The sequence below is a fragment of the Undibacterium sp. Ji22W genome (genome assembly GCF_049340305.1).
Taxonomy (GTDB): Bacteria; Pseudomonadota; Gammaproteobacteria; order Burkholderiales; family Burkholderiaceae_D; genus Undibacterium.
In genome coordinates this window covers 375,106-389,305 of sequence record NZ_JBMPOU010000002.1, presented here as the reverse complement: position 1 = coordinate 389,305, position 14,200 = coordinate 375,106, and the positions used below count along the sequence as shown (strand labels likewise).

Sequence of the window (14,200 nt, the reverse complement as noted above, 5' to 3'; positions counted from 1 at the left end):
GCAATATGACGAGTTTCCTCAATCAAATTTTCAACGAAGACGCCATCACAGGTTTGCAACGCATACCTGATGGCAGCATCGATTTGATTTTGACTGACCCGCCTTACGGTCTGGGCAAGGATTACGGTAACGATTCTGATAAACAAGAAGCGGCAGATTACCTTGCATGGACCGAGCGTTGGATAGACGCGGCGCTGCCTAAGCTCAAGCCGACCGGATCACTATATATCTTTTTGACCTGGCGCTATTCGCCGGAAATTTTTGTGATGCTCAAGCAGCGCATGACGATGATTAATGAAATCATCTGGGATAGACGCGTGCCATCAATGGGCGGTAGTACCCGCAGCTTTTCTTCTGTGCATGACACTATCGGATTATTCGTGAAATCGAAAAGTTACTATTTCGATCTGGACGCTGTGCGCATTCCTTATGATGCAGCAACAAAGAAAGCACGTTCGCGTTCTATCTTTGTTGGCGCCAAATGGTTGGAGCTAGGCTACAACCCGAAAGACTTATGGAGTGTTTCTCGACTACATAAAGAAGACGCCGAACGGGTCGAACATCCTACCCAAAAGCCTTTAGAAATTATTCAACGCATGTTGCTTGCATCTTGTCCCGAAAACGGTGTCGTACTTGATCCGTTTATGGGTAGCGGTACCACCGCGATTGCAGCGCGACGTTGTGGTCGACAATTTGTCGGCTTTGAATTAAATCCAGAATACTGCGCCATCATAGCGGCGCGTCTCCAATCGGCAGAGGCAGAATTACAAGTTCTGAATAATCAACCGACCGAACCAGTGCGGGCCAAACCTGTGCCGGTCAAAGCAAGTAAGCGTATTAGTAAAGCCAAAACTACAACTGTAGCTGTTAAGGCGAAAGCCAAAGGTGTGAAAACTGCTGTTCGTAAGAAGAGCGCAGTAGCACTTGAAACTTGATTCCGGTTTGAACGAATAGCCAACATTATTCCTGAAAATTATTCACTGATTTTTAATACGAGCAAAAGCCTCATGTCTTTAGTAGAAAATATTATTCGCGCTGATGTGCGCGCCTTGTCGGCTTATCACGTGCCGGATGCAACGGGTTTTTTGAAACTCGACGCGATGGAAAATCCTTATACGCTCACGCCAGAACTGCAGCAAGCGCTGGCGAAACGCTTATCGGAAACTGATCTTAATCGCTACCCAGTGCCAAGTTATGCTGGCATTAAGACCGCGCTCAGTACGCATTTTGGTGTGCCTGAGGGCTACGATCTGGTATTGGGTAATGGTTCGGATGAGTTGATCGCGATGATCAGCATTGCTTGCGCTAAGCTAGGCGCAAAAGTGCTAGCGCCTTTGCCCGGTTTTGTGATGTACGCAATGTCAGCCAAATTTGCAGGCATGGAGTTTATCGGCGTGCCCCTCAATGCCGATTTCACCTTGGACAAAGCAGCGATGTTGTCGGCGATTGCTGAACATAGGCCGGCGGTCACTTATTTGGCTTATCCGAATAATCCTACTGGTACTTTGTTTGATGCTGCGGATATGGAAGAGATTATTCGTGCGGTTGGTGATACTGGTGTGGTGATTGTTGACGAAGCTTATCAGCCATTTGCGCAAACCAGTTTTATGCCGCGCTTGCCAGAATTTTCCAATTTGATTGTGATGCGTACCGTATCCAAATTAGGCTTAGCAGGGATCCGTTTAGGTTATATGTCTGCATCGGCTGCATTGCTAGAAGAATTCGATAAAGTCAGGCCGCCCTACAACATCAATGTGTTGACCGAAGCTGCAATTATTTGCTTGCTTGAACACGCTGAAATTTTTGAAGCACAAGCAGCGCAATTACGTGCTCAACGCAGTGAGTTGTCTAGTCAACTTGCAGCATTGCCAGGGGTAGAAGTTTTCCCATCAGCCGCGAATTTTTTGCTGATACGCGTGTCAAATAATGCGAAAAGTGAGACTTATGGCAATGAAGTATTCACAAAATTGCTGGAACAAAAAATTTTAGTGAAAAATGTGGGTAAAATGCATGGTCTTTTGCAGAACTGTTTGCGTATTACCGTCAGCACACCAGAAGAAAACGCCTTATTTTTAAAAGCATTCTCCGTAGCTTTAGTTGTTTAAACTAAAAGCTGATAATCACCAGCCAAATTCATCATGCAACGTACAGCGCAAGTTACCCGCAATACCAACGAAACCAAAATTCGTGTCGCCATCAATCTCGACGGCACTGGCAAGCAATCATTGAAAACCGGTGTGCCATTTTTGGATCATATGCTAGATCAAATTGCTCGTCACGGTTTGATTGATTTAGATATCGAAGCCGATGGTGATTTGCATATCGATGCGCATCACACGGTGGAAGATGTCGGTATTACTTTAGGTCAGGCATTCGCGATTGCGATCGGCGATAAAAAAGGCATACGTCGTTATGGTCACGCCTATGTGCCACTCGACGAAGCCTTATCTCGTGTTGTGATTGATTTCTCTGGTCGTCCAGGTCTTGAATACCATGTTGACTTCAAACGTTCCATGATAGGTTCTTTTGATGTCGATTTGACCCATGAATTTTTTCAGGGCTTCGTCAATCATGCTTTAGTCTCTCTACATATTGATAATCTGCGCGGCGAAAATGCGCATCATCAATGTGAAACCATTTTCAAAGCCTTTGGTCGTGCGCTGCGTATGGCGGCAGAATTGGACCAGCGCGCCTTGGGTACAATTCCATCCACTAAAGGTAGTCTATAAAAGAGCTTAAGTGCTATAACGATCAACATGTCGCTGTAGCACCTATAACACCTCACTATGTCTACTCCTCATTTATGAATAAGATAGTTGTTGTCGATTACGGCATGGGCAACGTGCGTTCCGTCGCTCAGGCCTTCCGTGCAGTTGCGCCTGAAGCGCAGATTGTGATCTCCGGCAACATCGCCGATATTCGATCTGCTGACCGACTTGTTTTGCCAGGTCAAGGTGCTATGCCTGATTGTATGGGTTGTTTGCAAGAATCGGGTTTGCAAGAAGCACTTTTGCAAGCCGCTCGTGAAAAACCTTTATTTGGTGTCTGTGTCGGTGAACAGATGTTATTTGACGTCAGCGCTGAAGGTAATACACCTTGTTTAGGCTTGTTGCCAGGCAAGGTGGTGCGTTTTGATCTAAGCGGGCAATTGCAAGAAGATGGTTCCCGTTATAAAGTGCCACAAATGGGTTGGAATCGCGTGCGTCAGTCGCAAGCACATCCGCTTTGGAATGGCATTGCTGACGACTGTTATTTTTATTTTGTACATAGCTATTATGTTCAGCCAGAACAGGCGCAAGATGTGGTCGGTACCACTGAATATGGTCAGGTATTTACTTCAGCCGTGGCGCGCGAGAATATTTTTGCAACGCAATTTCATCCAGAAAAGAGCGCTGCAGCCGGATTGCAACTGTATAAAAATTTTGTACACTGGAACCCGTAGGCCTTGAATTATTGTACATACGTCAAACTTATTGTCTGTTTTATTGTCTGTAGCTTTACTCTACTTTTTTATTTTTAATTACCCTATAAATTCATCATGCTGCTCATTCCTGCTATCGACCTGAAAGATGGTCACTGCGTACGTCTTAAACAAGGCGATATGGATCAAGCCACTGTATTCTCTGAAGAGCCCGCCGACATGGCGCGTCACTGGCTAGAACAAGGCGCACGTCGTCTGCATCTGGTGGATTTGAATGGCGCTTTCGCTGGCAAACCAAAAAATGAAGCAGCGATTAAAGCGATTATCAAGACTGTGCGCGAATACGCAGAAGAAACCGATACCGAAGAAGTGCCTGTGCAATTAGGCGGCGGCATTCGCGATCTCGACACGATTGAGCGCTATTTGAATGCCGGTATCTCTTACATCATTATTGGTACCGCCGCGGTAAAGAGCCCAGGCTTTTTGGCGGATGCCTGTAGCGCTTTCCCAGGGCAAATTATTGTGGGCATCGATGCTAAAGATGGCAAAGTGGCCACTGACGGTTGGAGCAAAATGTCGGGTCACGATGTGATCGACCTGGCACAAAAATTTGAAGGATATGGCGTTGAAGCCATCATCTACACCGACATCGGTCGCGATGGCATGATGGGTGGCGTGAATATCGACGCTACTGTGAAATTAGCTCAAGCAGTGACCGTACCAGTGATCGCTTCCGGTGGTGTGCATGTATTAGCCGATGTCGAAGCATTATGCGCAGTGCAGGATGAAGGCGTAGAAGGCGTGATCTGTGGTCGCTCGATTTATGAAGGCACTTTAGATTTGGCCAGCGCGCAAGAGCGTGCCGACGAATTAAGTGGCGATCTCATTTACGAAGAAGACGAAGAATGACTTTAGCAAAACGGATTATTCCTTGCCTTGACGTGAATGCAGGGCGGGTAGTCAAAGGCGTCAACTTTTTAGAGTTGCGCGATGCCGGTGATCCGGTGGAAGTTGCGCGTCGTTATGATTTGCAAGGCGCGGATGAAATTACTTTCTTAGACATTACCGCGTCTTCCGATGACCGAGACTTGATTTTGCCCGTAATAGAAGCTGTTGCTTCACAAGTGTTTATTCCCCTGACCGTTGGTGGTGGAGTACGTACAGTAGCCGATGTGCGGCGCTTATTGAATGCGGGCGCGGATAAAGTTGGGATGAATACTTCCGCAGTAACAAATCCGCAATTAGTTGCAGATGCCGCGCATAAGTATGGTTCGCAGTGCATTGTGGTCGCGATTGACGCCAAAGCAGTAGCACCTGGAAAATGGGAAGTGTATACCCACGGTGGACGCAACGCGACCGGCTTAGATGCGGTCGAATGGGCACGTAAAATGGCGGAGTTGGGTGCGGGTGAAATTCTGCTGACCAGTATGGATAAGGATGGCACTCGCTCAGGCTTCGATTTAGCACTGACTCGTGCAGTGTCAGATGCGGTTGATATCCCAGTGATCGCCTCGGGTGGTGTAGGTGGTTTGCAAGATCTCGCCGATGGCATCAAACTCGGTGGTGCTGATGCAGTTTTAGCAGCAAGTATTTTTCATTTTGGACAGCACACAGTGCAGGAAGCAAAACAGTTTATGGCAGCACAACACATACCAATGAGGTTAGCATGAGTTTTCGTTGGTTAAATAAAGTGAAGTGGGACGAAGTTGGCTTGGTTCCCGTGATCGCACAAGAGGTCGGTAGTAACGATGTGGTGATGTTCGCCTGGATGAATCGGGAGGCTTTGAGCCGCACAGTAGAAACTGGCGAAGCGGTTTACTGGAGTCGCTCGCGCAAAAAGCTGTGGCACAAAGGCGAAGAATCGGGTCATGTACAAAAAGTCAAAGAAATCCGTTTAGATTGCGATGAGGATGTGATCCTTCTGAAAATTGAACAAGTCGAGGGCATTGCTTGTCATACCGGACGCCATTCTTGTTTCTTCCAAAAGTTCGAAGGTAATTTGGACGAAGGCGAGTGGGTGACTGTCGATCCTGTACTTAAAGATCCAGAAGCGATTTATAAATAAGCTCCAGACATACTATGACTCAAGAATCGATATTGCATCAACTTGCGGCAGTAATAGAGAGCCGTAAGGCGATTAATGGTGGCAATCCTGACACTTCTTACGTCGCCAAATTGTTTCATAAAGGCGATGACGCGATCTTAAAAAAAATCGGTGAGGAGGCGACTGAAACCGTGATCGCGGCGAAAGATGCGCGTGTTTCTGGCGATACTTCTGATTTGCTCTATGAGTGCGCCGATCTTTGGTTTCATTCGCTTGTTATGTTGGCGCAGTATAATTTGCACCCACAACAAGTCTTAGATGAGCTGGCTAGACGCGAAGGTATTTCTGGCATAGAGGAAAAAGCTTCTCGGATCGATAATTAATTGGGCTTTTGCGGCGTTTTTGTAACAAATTTTGGGTGAGTCGTATGGATAACTGTATTTTTTGTAAAATCGTCGCCAAGCAAATTCCGGCGACTGTTTTGTACGAGGATGATGAATTGATGGCTTTTAATGATATCAATCCAGCCGCCCCCGTCCATTTTTTGATCATTCCCAAGAAGCATTTGTCGAGTTTGGCCGACGCAAAAGCGGAAGATGCCATATTGTTGGGTAAAATGCTGGAATTAGCACCCAAACTGGCGGCCCAGCAAGGCTGCGCCTATGTGGAACATGCCGATGGATCGAAGTCGGGCGGATTTAAAACTGTGGTGAACACCGGTCCAAATGGCGGTCAAATTGTCTATCATTTGCACATGCATGTGATTGGCGGCGCCAAGTTGTAAACTATTTTATTGATCGATTTTTTGGGCGTTGCCCTAGAAGGAAGCATGATGGGTTCATTTAGTATTTGGCATTGGTTGATTGTTTTGGTCGTTGTGGTTTTGGTGTTTGGCACAAAAAAACTGGGCAATGTGGGCAGCGACCTGGGCAAAGCAGTCAAAGGTTTTAAAGACGGTATCAAAGGTGAAGAAGACAAAACACCTAAAGCCGAAGAGCAAAAAACTATCGATGTCGATGCAAAGGATAAGTCGACGCACTAATCTCCGGATAGTGTTAGAGCAGATTTATGATAGACCTCGGACTGACCAAACTCGCTTTAATTGGCGCAGTGGCTTTGATTGTGATTGGCCCCAAAGATTTACCCAAAGTGGCGCGCATGGCAGGCACCTTGTTTGGACGCGCCCAGCGTTATATTAGTCAGGTGAAATCTGAGGTGAGTCGCGAAATCGAAATGGAGGAATTGCGCAAGATGCAGAAAGAAGTTGAATCTGCCGCGCAAAATTTCGAGCAGGATGTGACCCAGCAATTTTCTGAGGCTGAAAAGGAATTAAATCAACTCGTGCAGCCAGAATCGCATAGCAATTATTCTGCTTACGATTTTGATCCAGCGCCTTCGACTGAGGCGATGTTGGCGAAGGCAAAGAACTTCCGGCGCAGAAAAGTCGCCAAGACCTCGAATATCCCCCATTGGTATAAAAACCGTCATGGTCATCGTAGCCAAGTCATGTCCGGTGCGGCGCGTATGGCTAAGCATCGTGTTAATGCGCGTTCGCCTTCGAGTTTTTTCTGATGCAACCACATACACAACTATCTACTCAAAAGAAAGCATGCCATGAGCAACGATAATTTCATGGGGATGCAAGAGAGCTTCATTTCTCATTTGGTCGAATTACGAGATCGCATGGTCAAAGCATGTGCTGGTATCGCGATTGTTTGCGCTGCGCTGTTTGCGTGGCCGGGTCCTTCAGCCATCTACGATTTTTTGGCGCAACCTATGCTGGCGGCTTTGCCCGCTGGTGCCAAGATGATTGCGACTGGTGTAATTTCGCCGTTCTTGGTGCCGATGAAAGTAACTTTGTTGTTGGCATTCTTGGTCGCCTTGCCCTGGGTGTTGTATCAAGCTTGGGCATTTATTGCGCCGGGATTGTATGCGCATGAAAAACGCTTGGTCGCGCCTTTAGTGGTTTCATCTTCTGTATTATTTGCCGCGGGCGTGGCATTTTGTTATTTCTTTGTGTTTGGGCGTGTATTTAAATTTATCTCTGAATTCGCGCCGACCTCGATTACAGTGTCACCGGATATAGAAAACTATCTCGATTTCGTGATGTCCATGTGTCTCGCATTTGGGTTGACCTTTGAAGTGCCTATCGTCGTCATCGTTTTGGTGCGTACTGGAATTCTGACGGTCGAGAAATTGAAAGCGATTCGTTCGTATGTGATCGTCGGTGCTTTTGTTGTCGCAGCAGTAGTGACGCCGCCTGACGTCGTCAGCCAATTGGCCCTCGCGGTACCGATGTGGATGTTATTTGAATTAGGATTGTTCGTCGCACCTATCTTCGTCAAAGCGACGCAGGCGCCGCCCGAGTTGTAATTGTCTTAGCTAAAGCTGGCGGCTCGTAGCCAGCTTACCAAGGGTAAGGCAGTTTTGAAACCGCTGACTAGCTTCTTGTGTACGTCTTCGTACAACATTCCATCAAGCTGACATTCAGTCCATACCATCATACTTTTCAGCTTCAAGTATTCGATCAGTGCATGCTCAGGATCGTAACCTTTAGGTGGGCGGACTAATTTTCCTTCTTCCTGTAATTCGCCGAAACATTCTTTCAACGCCTTGTTCTTGATGACTTTCTTGAAGCTTGCCTCATCTTCAATTAAGTGCAGGCGAATATTTTTCAGTCTGTCGCTCGGCGGCATATATTCGCCTACCGCGAAAAATAAACGATTGTCCTCGCTGATCTGGAAATAGTAAGCCGGACCGCCGCCTTCACTCGGCTTCTTGCGCCCGCTTGGCAATATTGAGGCAGAAAAATAAGTTTTATACGGCGATTTATCTTTACCGAAACGCACATCACGATTGATGCGAAAGAGCGCTTTTTTAGGATCGCATTGGGCAATCGCCGGATCACTCTTACTCAGTTCTTGGATTAAGCGCGTCACCATTTGTAAAAATTCTGCACGCAGAATGTCATAACGCGGCTTATTCATGACAAACCATGCGCGGTTATTATTATCTGATAATTCAAACAGAAAACGACTGAGTTCAGCGATATGCATCTTATTCCTCTGGCTTAAACGGTGGACGTTTACCGACGACGATATCGAGTTGAATTTCATTCGATTGACGTACCACTTTCAACTTAGCCTTTGAATTCGGCTTGAGCTGTGCAATTTGATTCATCATTTCACGACTATTCGAAAAAGGCTTACCGTTGATCGCGACACAAATATCGCCGGGTTTAACACCCGCCTGATCCGCAGGGCCACCGCGCACCACCGCGGCGACGATAGAGCCTTTGGTTTGCTTGATATTGAAACTTTCCGCCATTTCTTCCGTGATGTCCTCAGGACTAACACCAAGATAACCGCGCACTACTTGACCATCTGTAATAATTGCTTCCATCACCATTTTGATAGTGGAAACCGGAATCGCAAATCCTATGCCTAGGGAGCCGCCATTTTGCGAATAGATCGCGGAATTAATGCCGAGCAAATTGCCGTTGCTATCGACCAAGGCGCCTCCTGAATTGCCCGGATTTACAGCGGCATCGGTTTGAATGAAATTTTCGTAGGTATTGATGCCAACACTATTTCTGCCCAAGGCGGAAATGATGCCCATGGTGACCGTTTGCCCAACGCCGAATGGATTGCCGATCGCCAATACGACATCGCCGACATTGGCTTCATCCGAATGCCCTAGCGTAATTGCTGGTAAGTCTTTTAAGTCAATTTGCAGGACAGCCAGATCTGTATCGGGATCGGTACCAATGATTTTTGCCGTCGCTTGTCGACCATCTGCGAGGGCAACTTCAATTGCACCAGCACCTTGAATTACATGGTTGTTCGTTAGAATATGACCCTGCGGACTCATGATGACACCAGAACCACTGCTGGAGGGACGTTCGGATTTTGGTCGAGCCTGTTCCCCAAAAAAGCGTTTGAAAAAAGGATCATTCAACAAAGGATTGCCGCTATTTGAACTGCGCGAGGCGCTAATGTTCACAACCGAAGACATCGCTCGCTTGGCAGCAAAATTGTACGAGTTGGGCGAACTATGCTTGTTGCTCGGCGCTTCGATCAATGTCGCTGAGGAGGTCAGGCTCAGATTCTTATTGATCCCAAAACCTTGTTGTATCCAATTTGGCTTTAAGCTGGTTACAATAAACCACAGTGCCAAACCGACTGTCACGGTTTGAGCGAATAAGATCCATAGTCTACGTATCATGAGGAGTGTATGTTGAGAAAGTCAGTCGAGAGAAATACGCTTACGCAATTTATGTCCAATGAATTGCAAGTCGCACGTTACCGTGATTATTGCCCAAATGGCCTTCAGGTGGAAGGGCGGAATGAAATTAGACGAATCATTAGCGGGGTAACGGCTTGTCAGGCTTTGTTGGATGAGGCGGTTCGATTGGGCGCGGATGCGATCTTGGTGCATCACGGTTACTTTTGGCGCGGTGAAGATATGCGTGTGGTCGGGCAAAAATATCAACGCTTGAAAACCTTGCTTGAGCATGAGATCTCTTTGTTCGCCTATCATTTACCTTTGGATTCGCATGCGATTCTTGGGAATAATGCTCAATTGGCCAAGTTGTTTGGGTTCGAAGTTACAGGTCGATTTGGTGAAGATGATTTGGGATGGATGGGTACTTGTTCTGCCGCCGGTATATCAACGGTCGGGCAGTTGGCAGCACATATTTCTTCGATTTTGGGCCGCCAAGCGCTAGTGATTGGCGATCCCGATCAGCCTCTGAAAAGCGTCGCTTGGTGTTCCGGAGCGGCACAAAATATGCTGGGAGTCGCGATAGAAGCAGATGCCAGTGTGTATATCAGCGGTGAAATTTCAGAGCCAACAGTGCATTTAGCGAGGGAGGCGGGAGTTGCCTATCTGGCTTGCGGCCATCACGCCAGCGAACGCTATGGTGTGCAAGCTTTGGGAAATCTGATTGCACAGACGTTTGGAGTGGAACATCAATTTGTCGATATTGATAATCCGGTCTGAGTTTGGATTTCTAGCCGGTTGTAAACAAAATGCCACCCAATAGGTGGCATTTTGTTTAATGCGAAGCATTGCAAAACTTATTTTTTCAAAGCATCGCGAATTTCACGCAAAAGCGCAATGTCTTCAGGTGTTGGTGGAGGTGTGGCTGGTGCAGCTGCAGCTGCTGCGGCATCTTTTTTCTTCATCATATTTACCAAGCGTACCATTTGGAAAATAATGAATGCCAGAATAATGAAGTTCAGAGAAATGGTTAAGAAATTACCATAAGCGAGCACAGCACCGGCCTTTTTCGCTTCTGCTAGTGTCAAATTGCTGGCTTGGCCGTTCAAAGCTAAATAGTAATTTGCAAAATCTAGTCCCCCAAAGATTTTACCAACGATTGGCATGACAATATCGCCCACCAAAGAGTCAACAATTTTGCCAAAAGCAGCACCGATGATGACACCGACTGCTAAGTCAATGACATTACCTTGCGCGGCGAAGCTTTTAAATTCTTGCATCATGCCCATAAAATTCCCCTTGATTAATATATTTAAATTTAATTATTGAAGAAATTGCTTCAATAAATTGTGGTAAAACGGCAATATGATAATCTGCAAAACTCAGTAAGTCTGTCGATTTATTGTCAAATTGTGTGAACCCGCTTCGATTTTGTTGTTCTTTAAAGTGGAAGTGGCACTAAAAATATCAGAATCCATACAATTTCTACTGCGATCAAACTTATTTTGAGTCAAAAAGCCTGTAAATTGTCCTGTAAAGCATCTTTTTCTTTAAATCACCTCCCAGCTCCTTTATAATTTAAGGTTGTAAGAAGTGTAGGGTCATTAGGCTCTGATGCTTCGTCAAGTTTGATTTTTGATAGATTGGGGTTTGTATGAGTATCGAAAAGCAGGTCGATCCAAGTCGTCGCAGCTTACTCGTTGCTACCTGTGTTGCAGGCGGCGCAGTAGGAGTTAGCACGGCAGTTTCATTAGTGAGTACTTTTCAACCGTCCGAACGCGCAAAAGCTGCGGGTGCACCGGTCGAAGTGGATATCTCTTCCTTAAATCCTGGTGAGATGAAAACAACCGAGTGGCGCGGCAAGCCAGTCTGGATTTTGAAACGTACGCCAGAAATGATGGAAAGTCTGAAAAAGACTGAAGACAAAGTCGCAGATCCAAAATCTGAAAAGCCATACACAATGGCAATGCCAGAGTATTGCGACAAGCAAACACGGTCACGTAAAGAACATAGCGACATTTTGGTAACAGTCGGTATTTGCTCCCATTTAGGTTGCTCACCTAGCTCTAAATTTGCGGTTGGCGCACAGCCTTCGTTACCTGATGATTGGGCTGGCGGTTTCTTGTGCCCATGTCACGGATCTACTTTTGATCTGGCTGGACGTGTCTATAAAAACAAACCTGCTCCACAAAATCTGGATGTGCCACCTCACATGTTTTTATCAGATACCAAAATCATCATCGGTAAAGATGAGAAAGGCGAGGCTTAATCATGGCATTTGTTGAGAAAAAACTCCCGGATGATGCGCCAGCATTAGACAAGGCATTGAACTGGGTTGACTCCCGCTTCCCACTGACTAAATTGTGGAATGATCAATGGGGACAATACTATGCACCTAAGAATTTTAACTTTTGGTACATTTTTGGTTCCCTAGCGATGTTGGTGTTGGTGATCCAGATTGTCACTGGTATCTTCTTGGTCATGCATTACAAGCCAGATGCGACATTGGCATTTGCTTCAGTTGAATACATCATGCGCGAAGTGCCATCCGGCTGGCTGGTGCGCTATATGCACTCCACAGGCGCGTCTGCCTTCTTTATCATCGTGTACTTACACATGACCCGTGCTTTGCTCTACGGTTCATATCGCAAACCACGTGAATTGATCTGGTTGTTCGGTTTTGCAATTTTCTTGTGCTTGATGGCAGAAGCTTTCTTCGGTTACCTCTTGCCATGGGGGCAAATGTCCTATTGGGGCGCACAAGTTATTGTTAACCTGTTCGGTGCGATCCCTTTCATTGGTCCTGATTTGTCTTTGTGGATTCGTGGCGACTATGTGGTGTCTGATGCGACATTGAATCGCTTTTTCTCCTTCCATGTGATTGCAATTCCTTTGGTCTTGCTGGGCTTGGTTGTAGCGCATTTGATCGCTCTACATGAGGTGGGTTCAAACAATCCAGACGGCATTGAAATCAAAGAAAATTTAGATGCAGATGGCCACCCTGTTGATGGCGTGCCTTCACATCCTTACTACACTTTCCACGATATTTTTGGTGTGACTGTGTTCTTGACGATTTTCACTGCAATTGTGTTCTTTGCACCTGAAATGGGCGGCTACTTCTTGGAGTACAACAACTTCATTCCAGCTGATTCATTGAAGACGCCTCCGCACATTGCACCGACTTGGTATTTCACACCGTTCTACTCTATCTTGCGCGCAACGACTTCTGAATTCTTGTACGTCGTGCAGTTTGGTGTTGCTGCTTATGTAGCTTTGATTTGGATGAAATCGAAATTACCATTCATGATCAAAGCAGCGATTGCAGGTATCGCGCTGTTGGCGATCATTGGCATGATGCCATTCGGCCTGGATGCAAAATTCTGGGGTGTAGTTTTGTTTGGTGGTTCTGTTGTGATCTTGGCGTTCTTGCCTTGGCTTGACGTATCCCCAGTGAAATCGATCCGTTATCGTCCTGATTGGCACAAGTATGTGTATATCGTGTTCGGTATCTCATTCGTCATCTTGGGTTACCTCGGGGTACAAGCACCATCCCCAACAGGTGAGCGCGTATCCCAGGTTTGCGCATTGATCTACTACGGTTTCTTCTTGTTGATGCCATGGTGGAGTGCAATGGGTACTTTCAAACCAGTGCCAAAACGCGTGACGTTTGCTGCGCATTGATCAGATTAAGCGAGGAATAATTAGCATGAAATTACTTAAAAAACTGATCTTCACTTTGGCATTTGTGCCGGCTTTAGCACTGGCGAATAGTGGTGGTTATCCATTGGATCGCGCACCTGAGCGTACAACTGATTTAGCTGCTTTGCAAAATGGCGCAAAGCTGTTCGTCAACTACTGCCTGAATTGCCACTCTGCAGCCTCGATGCGTTACAACCGTTTGCGTGATATTGGTTTGACAGAAGATCAGATCAAGAGCAATTTGTTGTTTACCGGCGAAAAAGTTGGTGAATTGATGAAAACTAGCTTGAGCGCAAAAGACGCGAAAGAATGGTTCGGTGCAGTACCGCCTGATTTGTCTGTCATCGCACGTGCGAAAGCATCCAGTGAAGGTACCGGCGCAGATTGGTTGTACACCTACTTGCGCACTTACTACAAAGACGATAGCCGCCCAACAGGCTGGAACAATATGTTGTTCCCGAACGTTGGTATGCCACATGCTTTGTGGGAATTGCAAGGCGTTCGTGGTGCGAAATTTGAAGAAGTAAAAGATGCGCATGATGCGTCGAAAACTGAACATAAATTTGCGGGTTTTGAAACTTTGACACCCGGCAAAATGAGTGCAGTGGAGTACGATAATGCGGTAGGTGACTTAGTCGCTTATTTACAGTGGATGGGCGAACCAGCACAAAATAGCCGTAAACGTTTAGGCGTATGGGTTGTATTGTTCATGGGATTGCTGGCTACACTGGCTTGGCGCTTGAATGCCTCCTACTGGAAAGAAGTGAAGTAAGAGTAAATTAGTCGTCCACTGACTCTGTCGGCGGATGTGTCAT

At 46.4% G+C, this 14,200-nt stretch carries 19 protein-coding genes; 16 read left to right on the top strand and 3 right to left on the bottom strand.

The window, feature by feature from the left end:
• The first annotated feature begins 5 nt into the window (after positions 1 to 5).
• From ACO0KW_RS08555 to tatC, 12 genes are all read left to right on the top strand, one after another.
• Complete coding sequence (locus ACO0KW_RS08555) at positions 6 to 935, top strand: DNA-methyltransferase (RefSeq protein ID WP_423052610.1); 930 nt, start codon at positions 6 to 8, stop codon at positions 933 to 935.
• Between the two features lie 72 nt (positions 936 to 1,007).
• A complete protein-coding gene (hisC, locus tag ACO0KW_RS08550; RefSeq protein WP_423052608.1) occupies positions 1,008 to 2,105 on the top strand; it encodes a histidinol-phosphate transaminase in 1,098 nt (365 codons plus the stop codon).
• Between the two features lie 33 nt (positions 2,106 to 2,138).
• Positions 2,139 to 2,729, top strand: a complete 591-nt coding sequence (gene hisB, locus ACO0KW_RS08545) for an imidazoleglycerol-phosphate dehydratase HisB (RefSeq protein WP_186891067.1) — start codon at positions 2,139 to 2,141, stop codon at positions 2,727 to 2,729.
• Between the two features lie 74 nt (positions 2,730 to 2,803).
• On the top strand, positions 2,804 to 3,442 hold the full coding sequence (hisH, locus tag ACO0KW_RS08540) for an imidazole glycerol phosphate synthase subunit HisH (protein ID WP_423052606.1): 639 nt from the start codon (positions 2,804 to 2,806) through the stop codon (positions 3,440 to 3,442).
• Positions 3,443 to 3,538: 96 nt separating this feature from the next.
• Positions 3,539 to 4,330 (top strand): 1-(5-phosphoribosyl)-5-[(5-phosphoribosylamino)methylideneamino]imidazole-4-carboxamide isomerase, encoded by a 792-nt coding sequence (gene hisA / locus ACO0KW_RS08535; RefSeq protein ID WP_315468117.1) that lies wholly within the window; start codon positions 3,539 to 3,541, stop codon positions 4,328 to 4,330.
• Positions 4,327 to 5,091 carry an imidazole glycerol phosphate synthase subunit HisF gene (gene hisF, locus ACO0KW_RS08530; protein WP_423052604.1) on the top strand — a complete coding sequence of 255 codons (765 nt, stop codon included), beginning with the start codon at positions 4,327 to 4,329 and terminating at the stop codon, positions 5,089 to 5,091. Before hisA ends, hisF begins: the two co-directional genes overlap by 4 nt.
• On the top strand, positions 5,088 to 5,486 hold the full coding sequence (gene hisI, locus ACO0KW_RS08525) for a phosphoribosyl-AMP cyclohydrolase (RefSeq protein WP_395012372.1): 399 nt from the start codon (positions 5,088 to 5,090) through the stop codon (positions 5,484 to 5,486). The genes hisF and hisI overlap by 4 nt, the downstream gene beginning before the upstream one ends.
• Positions 5,487 to 5,500: 14 nt before the next feature.
• Entirely contained in the window at positions 5,501 to 5,848 is a 348-nt protein-coding gene (locus ACO0KW_RS08520; protein ID WP_423052600.1) for a phosphoribosyl-ATP diphosphatase, read from the top strand.
• Positions 5,849 to 5,892: 44 nt separating this feature from the next.
• Positions 5,893 to 6,249, top strand: a complete 357-nt coding sequence (locus ACO0KW_RS08515) for a histidine triad nucleotide-binding protein (protein ID WP_423052598.1) — start codon at positions 5,893 to 5,895, stop codon at positions 6,247 to 6,249.
• A 48-nt stretch (positions 6,250 to 6,297) separates the two neighbouring features.
• The gene (gene tatA / locus ACO0KW_RS08510; protein WP_423053446.1) at positions 6,298 to 6,507 is read left to right on the top strand and encodes a Sec-independent protein translocase subunit TatA; all 210 of its coding nucleotides are present in this window, start codon (positions 6,298 to 6,300) and stop codon (positions 6,505 to 6,507) included.
• Positions 6,508 to 6,533: 26 nt separating this feature from the next.
• Entirely contained in the window at positions 6,534 to 7,037 is a 504-nt protein-coding gene (gene tatB, locus ACO0KW_RS08505; RefSeq protein ID WP_423052596.1) for a Sec-independent protein translocase protein TatB, read from the top strand.
• 42 nt (positions 7,038 to 7,079) lie between these two features.
• A complete protein-coding gene (gene tatC / locus ACO0KW_RS08500) occupies positions 7,080 to 7,838 on the top strand; it encodes a twin-arginine translocase subunit TatC (protein WP_423052594.1) in 759 nt (252 codons plus the stop codon).
• Between the two features lie 5 nt (positions 7,839 to 7,843).
• Here the strand turns inward: tatC and ACO0KW_RS08495 are convergent, their stop codons facing one another.
• Complete coding sequence (locus ACO0KW_RS08495; RefSeq protein WP_423052592.1) at positions 7,844 to 8,521, bottom strand: DUF2461 domain-containing protein; 678 nt, start codon at positions 8,519 to 8,521, stop codon at positions 7,844 to 7,846.
• Between the two features lies 1 nt (position 8,522).
• On the bottom strand, positions 8,523 to 9,689 hold the full coding sequence (locus ACO0KW_RS08490; RefSeq protein WP_423052590.1) for a S1C family serine protease: 1,167 nt from the start codon (positions 9,687 to 9,689) through the stop codon (positions 8,523 to 8,525).
• Between the two features lie 9 nt (positions 9,690 to 9,698).
• On the opposite strand from ACO0KW_RS08490, the gene ACO0KW_RS08485 reads away from it, so the two are divergent.
• Positions 9,699 to 10,466, top strand: a complete 768-nt coding sequence (locus ACO0KW_RS08485) for a Nif3-like dinuclear metal center hexameric protein (RefSeq protein ID WP_423052588.1) — start codon at positions 9,699 to 9,701, stop codon at positions 10,464 to 10,466.
• A 77-nt stretch (positions 10,467 to 10,543) separates the two neighbouring features.
• Here ACO0KW_RS08485 and mscL read toward each other — a convergent pair whose 3' ends face one another.
• On the bottom strand, positions 10,544 to 10,975 hold the full coding sequence (mscL, locus tag ACO0KW_RS08480; protein ID WP_423052586.1) for a large conductance mechanosensitive channel protein MscL: 432 nt from the start codon (positions 10,973 to 10,975) through the stop codon (positions 10,544 to 10,546).
• 365 nt (positions 10,976 to 11,340) lie between these two features.
• Between mscL and petA the strand changes: the two genes are divergently transcribed.
• Genes petA through ACO0KW_RS08465 form a run of 3 tightly spaced genes read left to right on the top strand, consistent with a single transcriptional unit; the run spans position 11,341 to position 14,157 of the window.
• The gene (gene petA, locus ACO0KW_RS08475) at positions 11,341 to 11,955 is read left to right on the top strand and encodes a ubiquinol-cytochrome c reductase iron-sulfur subunit (protein WP_423052584.1); all 615 of its coding nucleotides are present in this window, start codon (positions 11,341 to 11,343) and stop codon (positions 11,953 to 11,955) included.
• The gene (locus ACO0KW_RS08470; protein ID WP_423053445.1) at positions 11,955 to 13,367 is read left to right on the top strand and encodes a cytochrome b; all 1,413 of its coding nucleotides are present in this window, start codon (positions 11,955 to 11,957) and stop codon (positions 13,365 to 13,367) included. The genes petA and ACO0KW_RS08470 overlap by 1 nt, the downstream gene beginning before the upstream one ends.
• A gap of 25 nt (positions 13,368 to 13,392) precedes the next feature.
• On the top strand, positions 13,393 to 14,157 hold the full coding sequence (locus ACO0KW_RS08465) for a cytochrome c1 (protein WP_423052582.1): 765 nt from the start codon (positions 13,393 to 13,395) through the stop codon (positions 14,155 to 14,157).
• Positions 14,158 to 14,200 lie beyond the last annotated feature (43 nt).

What these genes read in the sequence shown, in the direction of transcription:
- ACO0KW_RS08555 (WP_423052610.1), top strand. Translation starts at nt 6, where the DNA reads ATGACGAGTTTCCTCAATCAAATTTTCAACGAAGACGCCATCACAGGT.
- hisC (WP_423052608.1), top strand. Translation starts at nt 1,008, where the DNA reads ATGTCTTTAGTAGAAAATATTATTCGCGCTGATGTGCGCGCCTTGTCG.
- hisB (WP_186891067.1), top strand. Translation starts at nt 2,139, where the DNA reads ATGCAACGTACAGCGCAAGTTACCCGCAATACCAACGAAACCAAAATT.
- hisH (WP_423052606.1), top strand. Translation starts at nt 2,804, where the DNA reads ATGAATAAGATAGTTGTTGTCGATTACGGCATGGGCAACGTGCGTTCC.
- hisA (WP_315468117.1), top strand. Translation starts at nt 3,539, where the DNA reads ATGCTGCTCATTCCTGCTATCGACCTGAAAGATGGTCACTGCGTACGT.
- hisF (WP_423052604.1), top strand. Translation starts at nt 4,327, where the DNA reads ATGACTTTAGCAAAACGGATTATTCCTTGCCTTGACGTGAATGCAGGG.
- hisI (WP_395012372.1), top strand. Translation starts at nt 5,088, where the DNA reads ATGAGTTTTCGTTGGTTAAATAAAGTGAAGTGGGACGAAGTTGGCTTG.
- ACO0KW_RS08520 (WP_423052600.1), top strand. Translation starts at nt 5,501, where the DNA reads ATGACTCAAGAATCGATATTGCATCAACTTGCGGCAGTAATAGAGAGC.
- ACO0KW_RS08515 (WP_423052598.1), top strand. Translation starts at nt 5,893, where the DNA reads ATGGATAACTGTATTTTTTGTAAAATCGTCGCCAAGCAAATTCCGGCG.
- tatA (WP_423053446.1), top strand. Translation starts at nt 6,298, where the DNA reads ATGGGTTCATTTAGTATTTGGCATTGGTTGATTGTTTTGGTCGTTGTG.
- tatB (WP_423052596.1), top strand. Translation starts at nt 6,534, where the DNA reads ATGATAGACCTCGGACTGACCAAACTCGCTTTAATTGGCGCAGTGGCT.
- tatC (WP_423052594.1), top strand. Translation starts at nt 7,080, where the DNA reads ATGAGCAACGATAATTTCATGGGGATGCAAGAGAGCTTCATTTCTCAT.
- ACO0KW_RS08495 (WP_423052592.1), bottom strand. Translation starts at nt 8,521, where the DNA reads ATGCATATCGCTGAACTCAGTCGTTTTCTGTTTGAATTATCAGATAAT.
- ACO0KW_RS08490 (WP_423052590.1), bottom strand. Translation starts at nt 9,689, where the DNA reads ATGATACGTAGACTATGGATCTTATTCGCTCAAACCGTGACAGTCGGT.
- ACO0KW_RS08485 (WP_423052588.1), top strand. Translation starts at nt 9,699, where the DNA reads ATGTTGAGAAAGTCAGTCGAGAGAAATACGCTTACGCAATTTATGTCC.
- mscL (WP_423052586.1), bottom strand. Translation starts at nt 10,975, where the DNA reads ATGGGCATGATGCAAGAATTTAAAAGCTTCGCCGCGCAAGGTAATGTC.
- petA (WP_423052584.1), top strand. Translation starts at nt 11,341, where the DNA reads ATGAGTATCGAAAAGCAGGTCGATCCAAGTCGTCGCAGCTTACTCGTT.
- ACO0KW_RS08465 (WP_423052582.1), top strand. Translation starts at nt 13,393, where the DNA reads ATGAAATTACTTAAAAAACTGATCTTCACTTTGGCATTTGTGCCGGCT.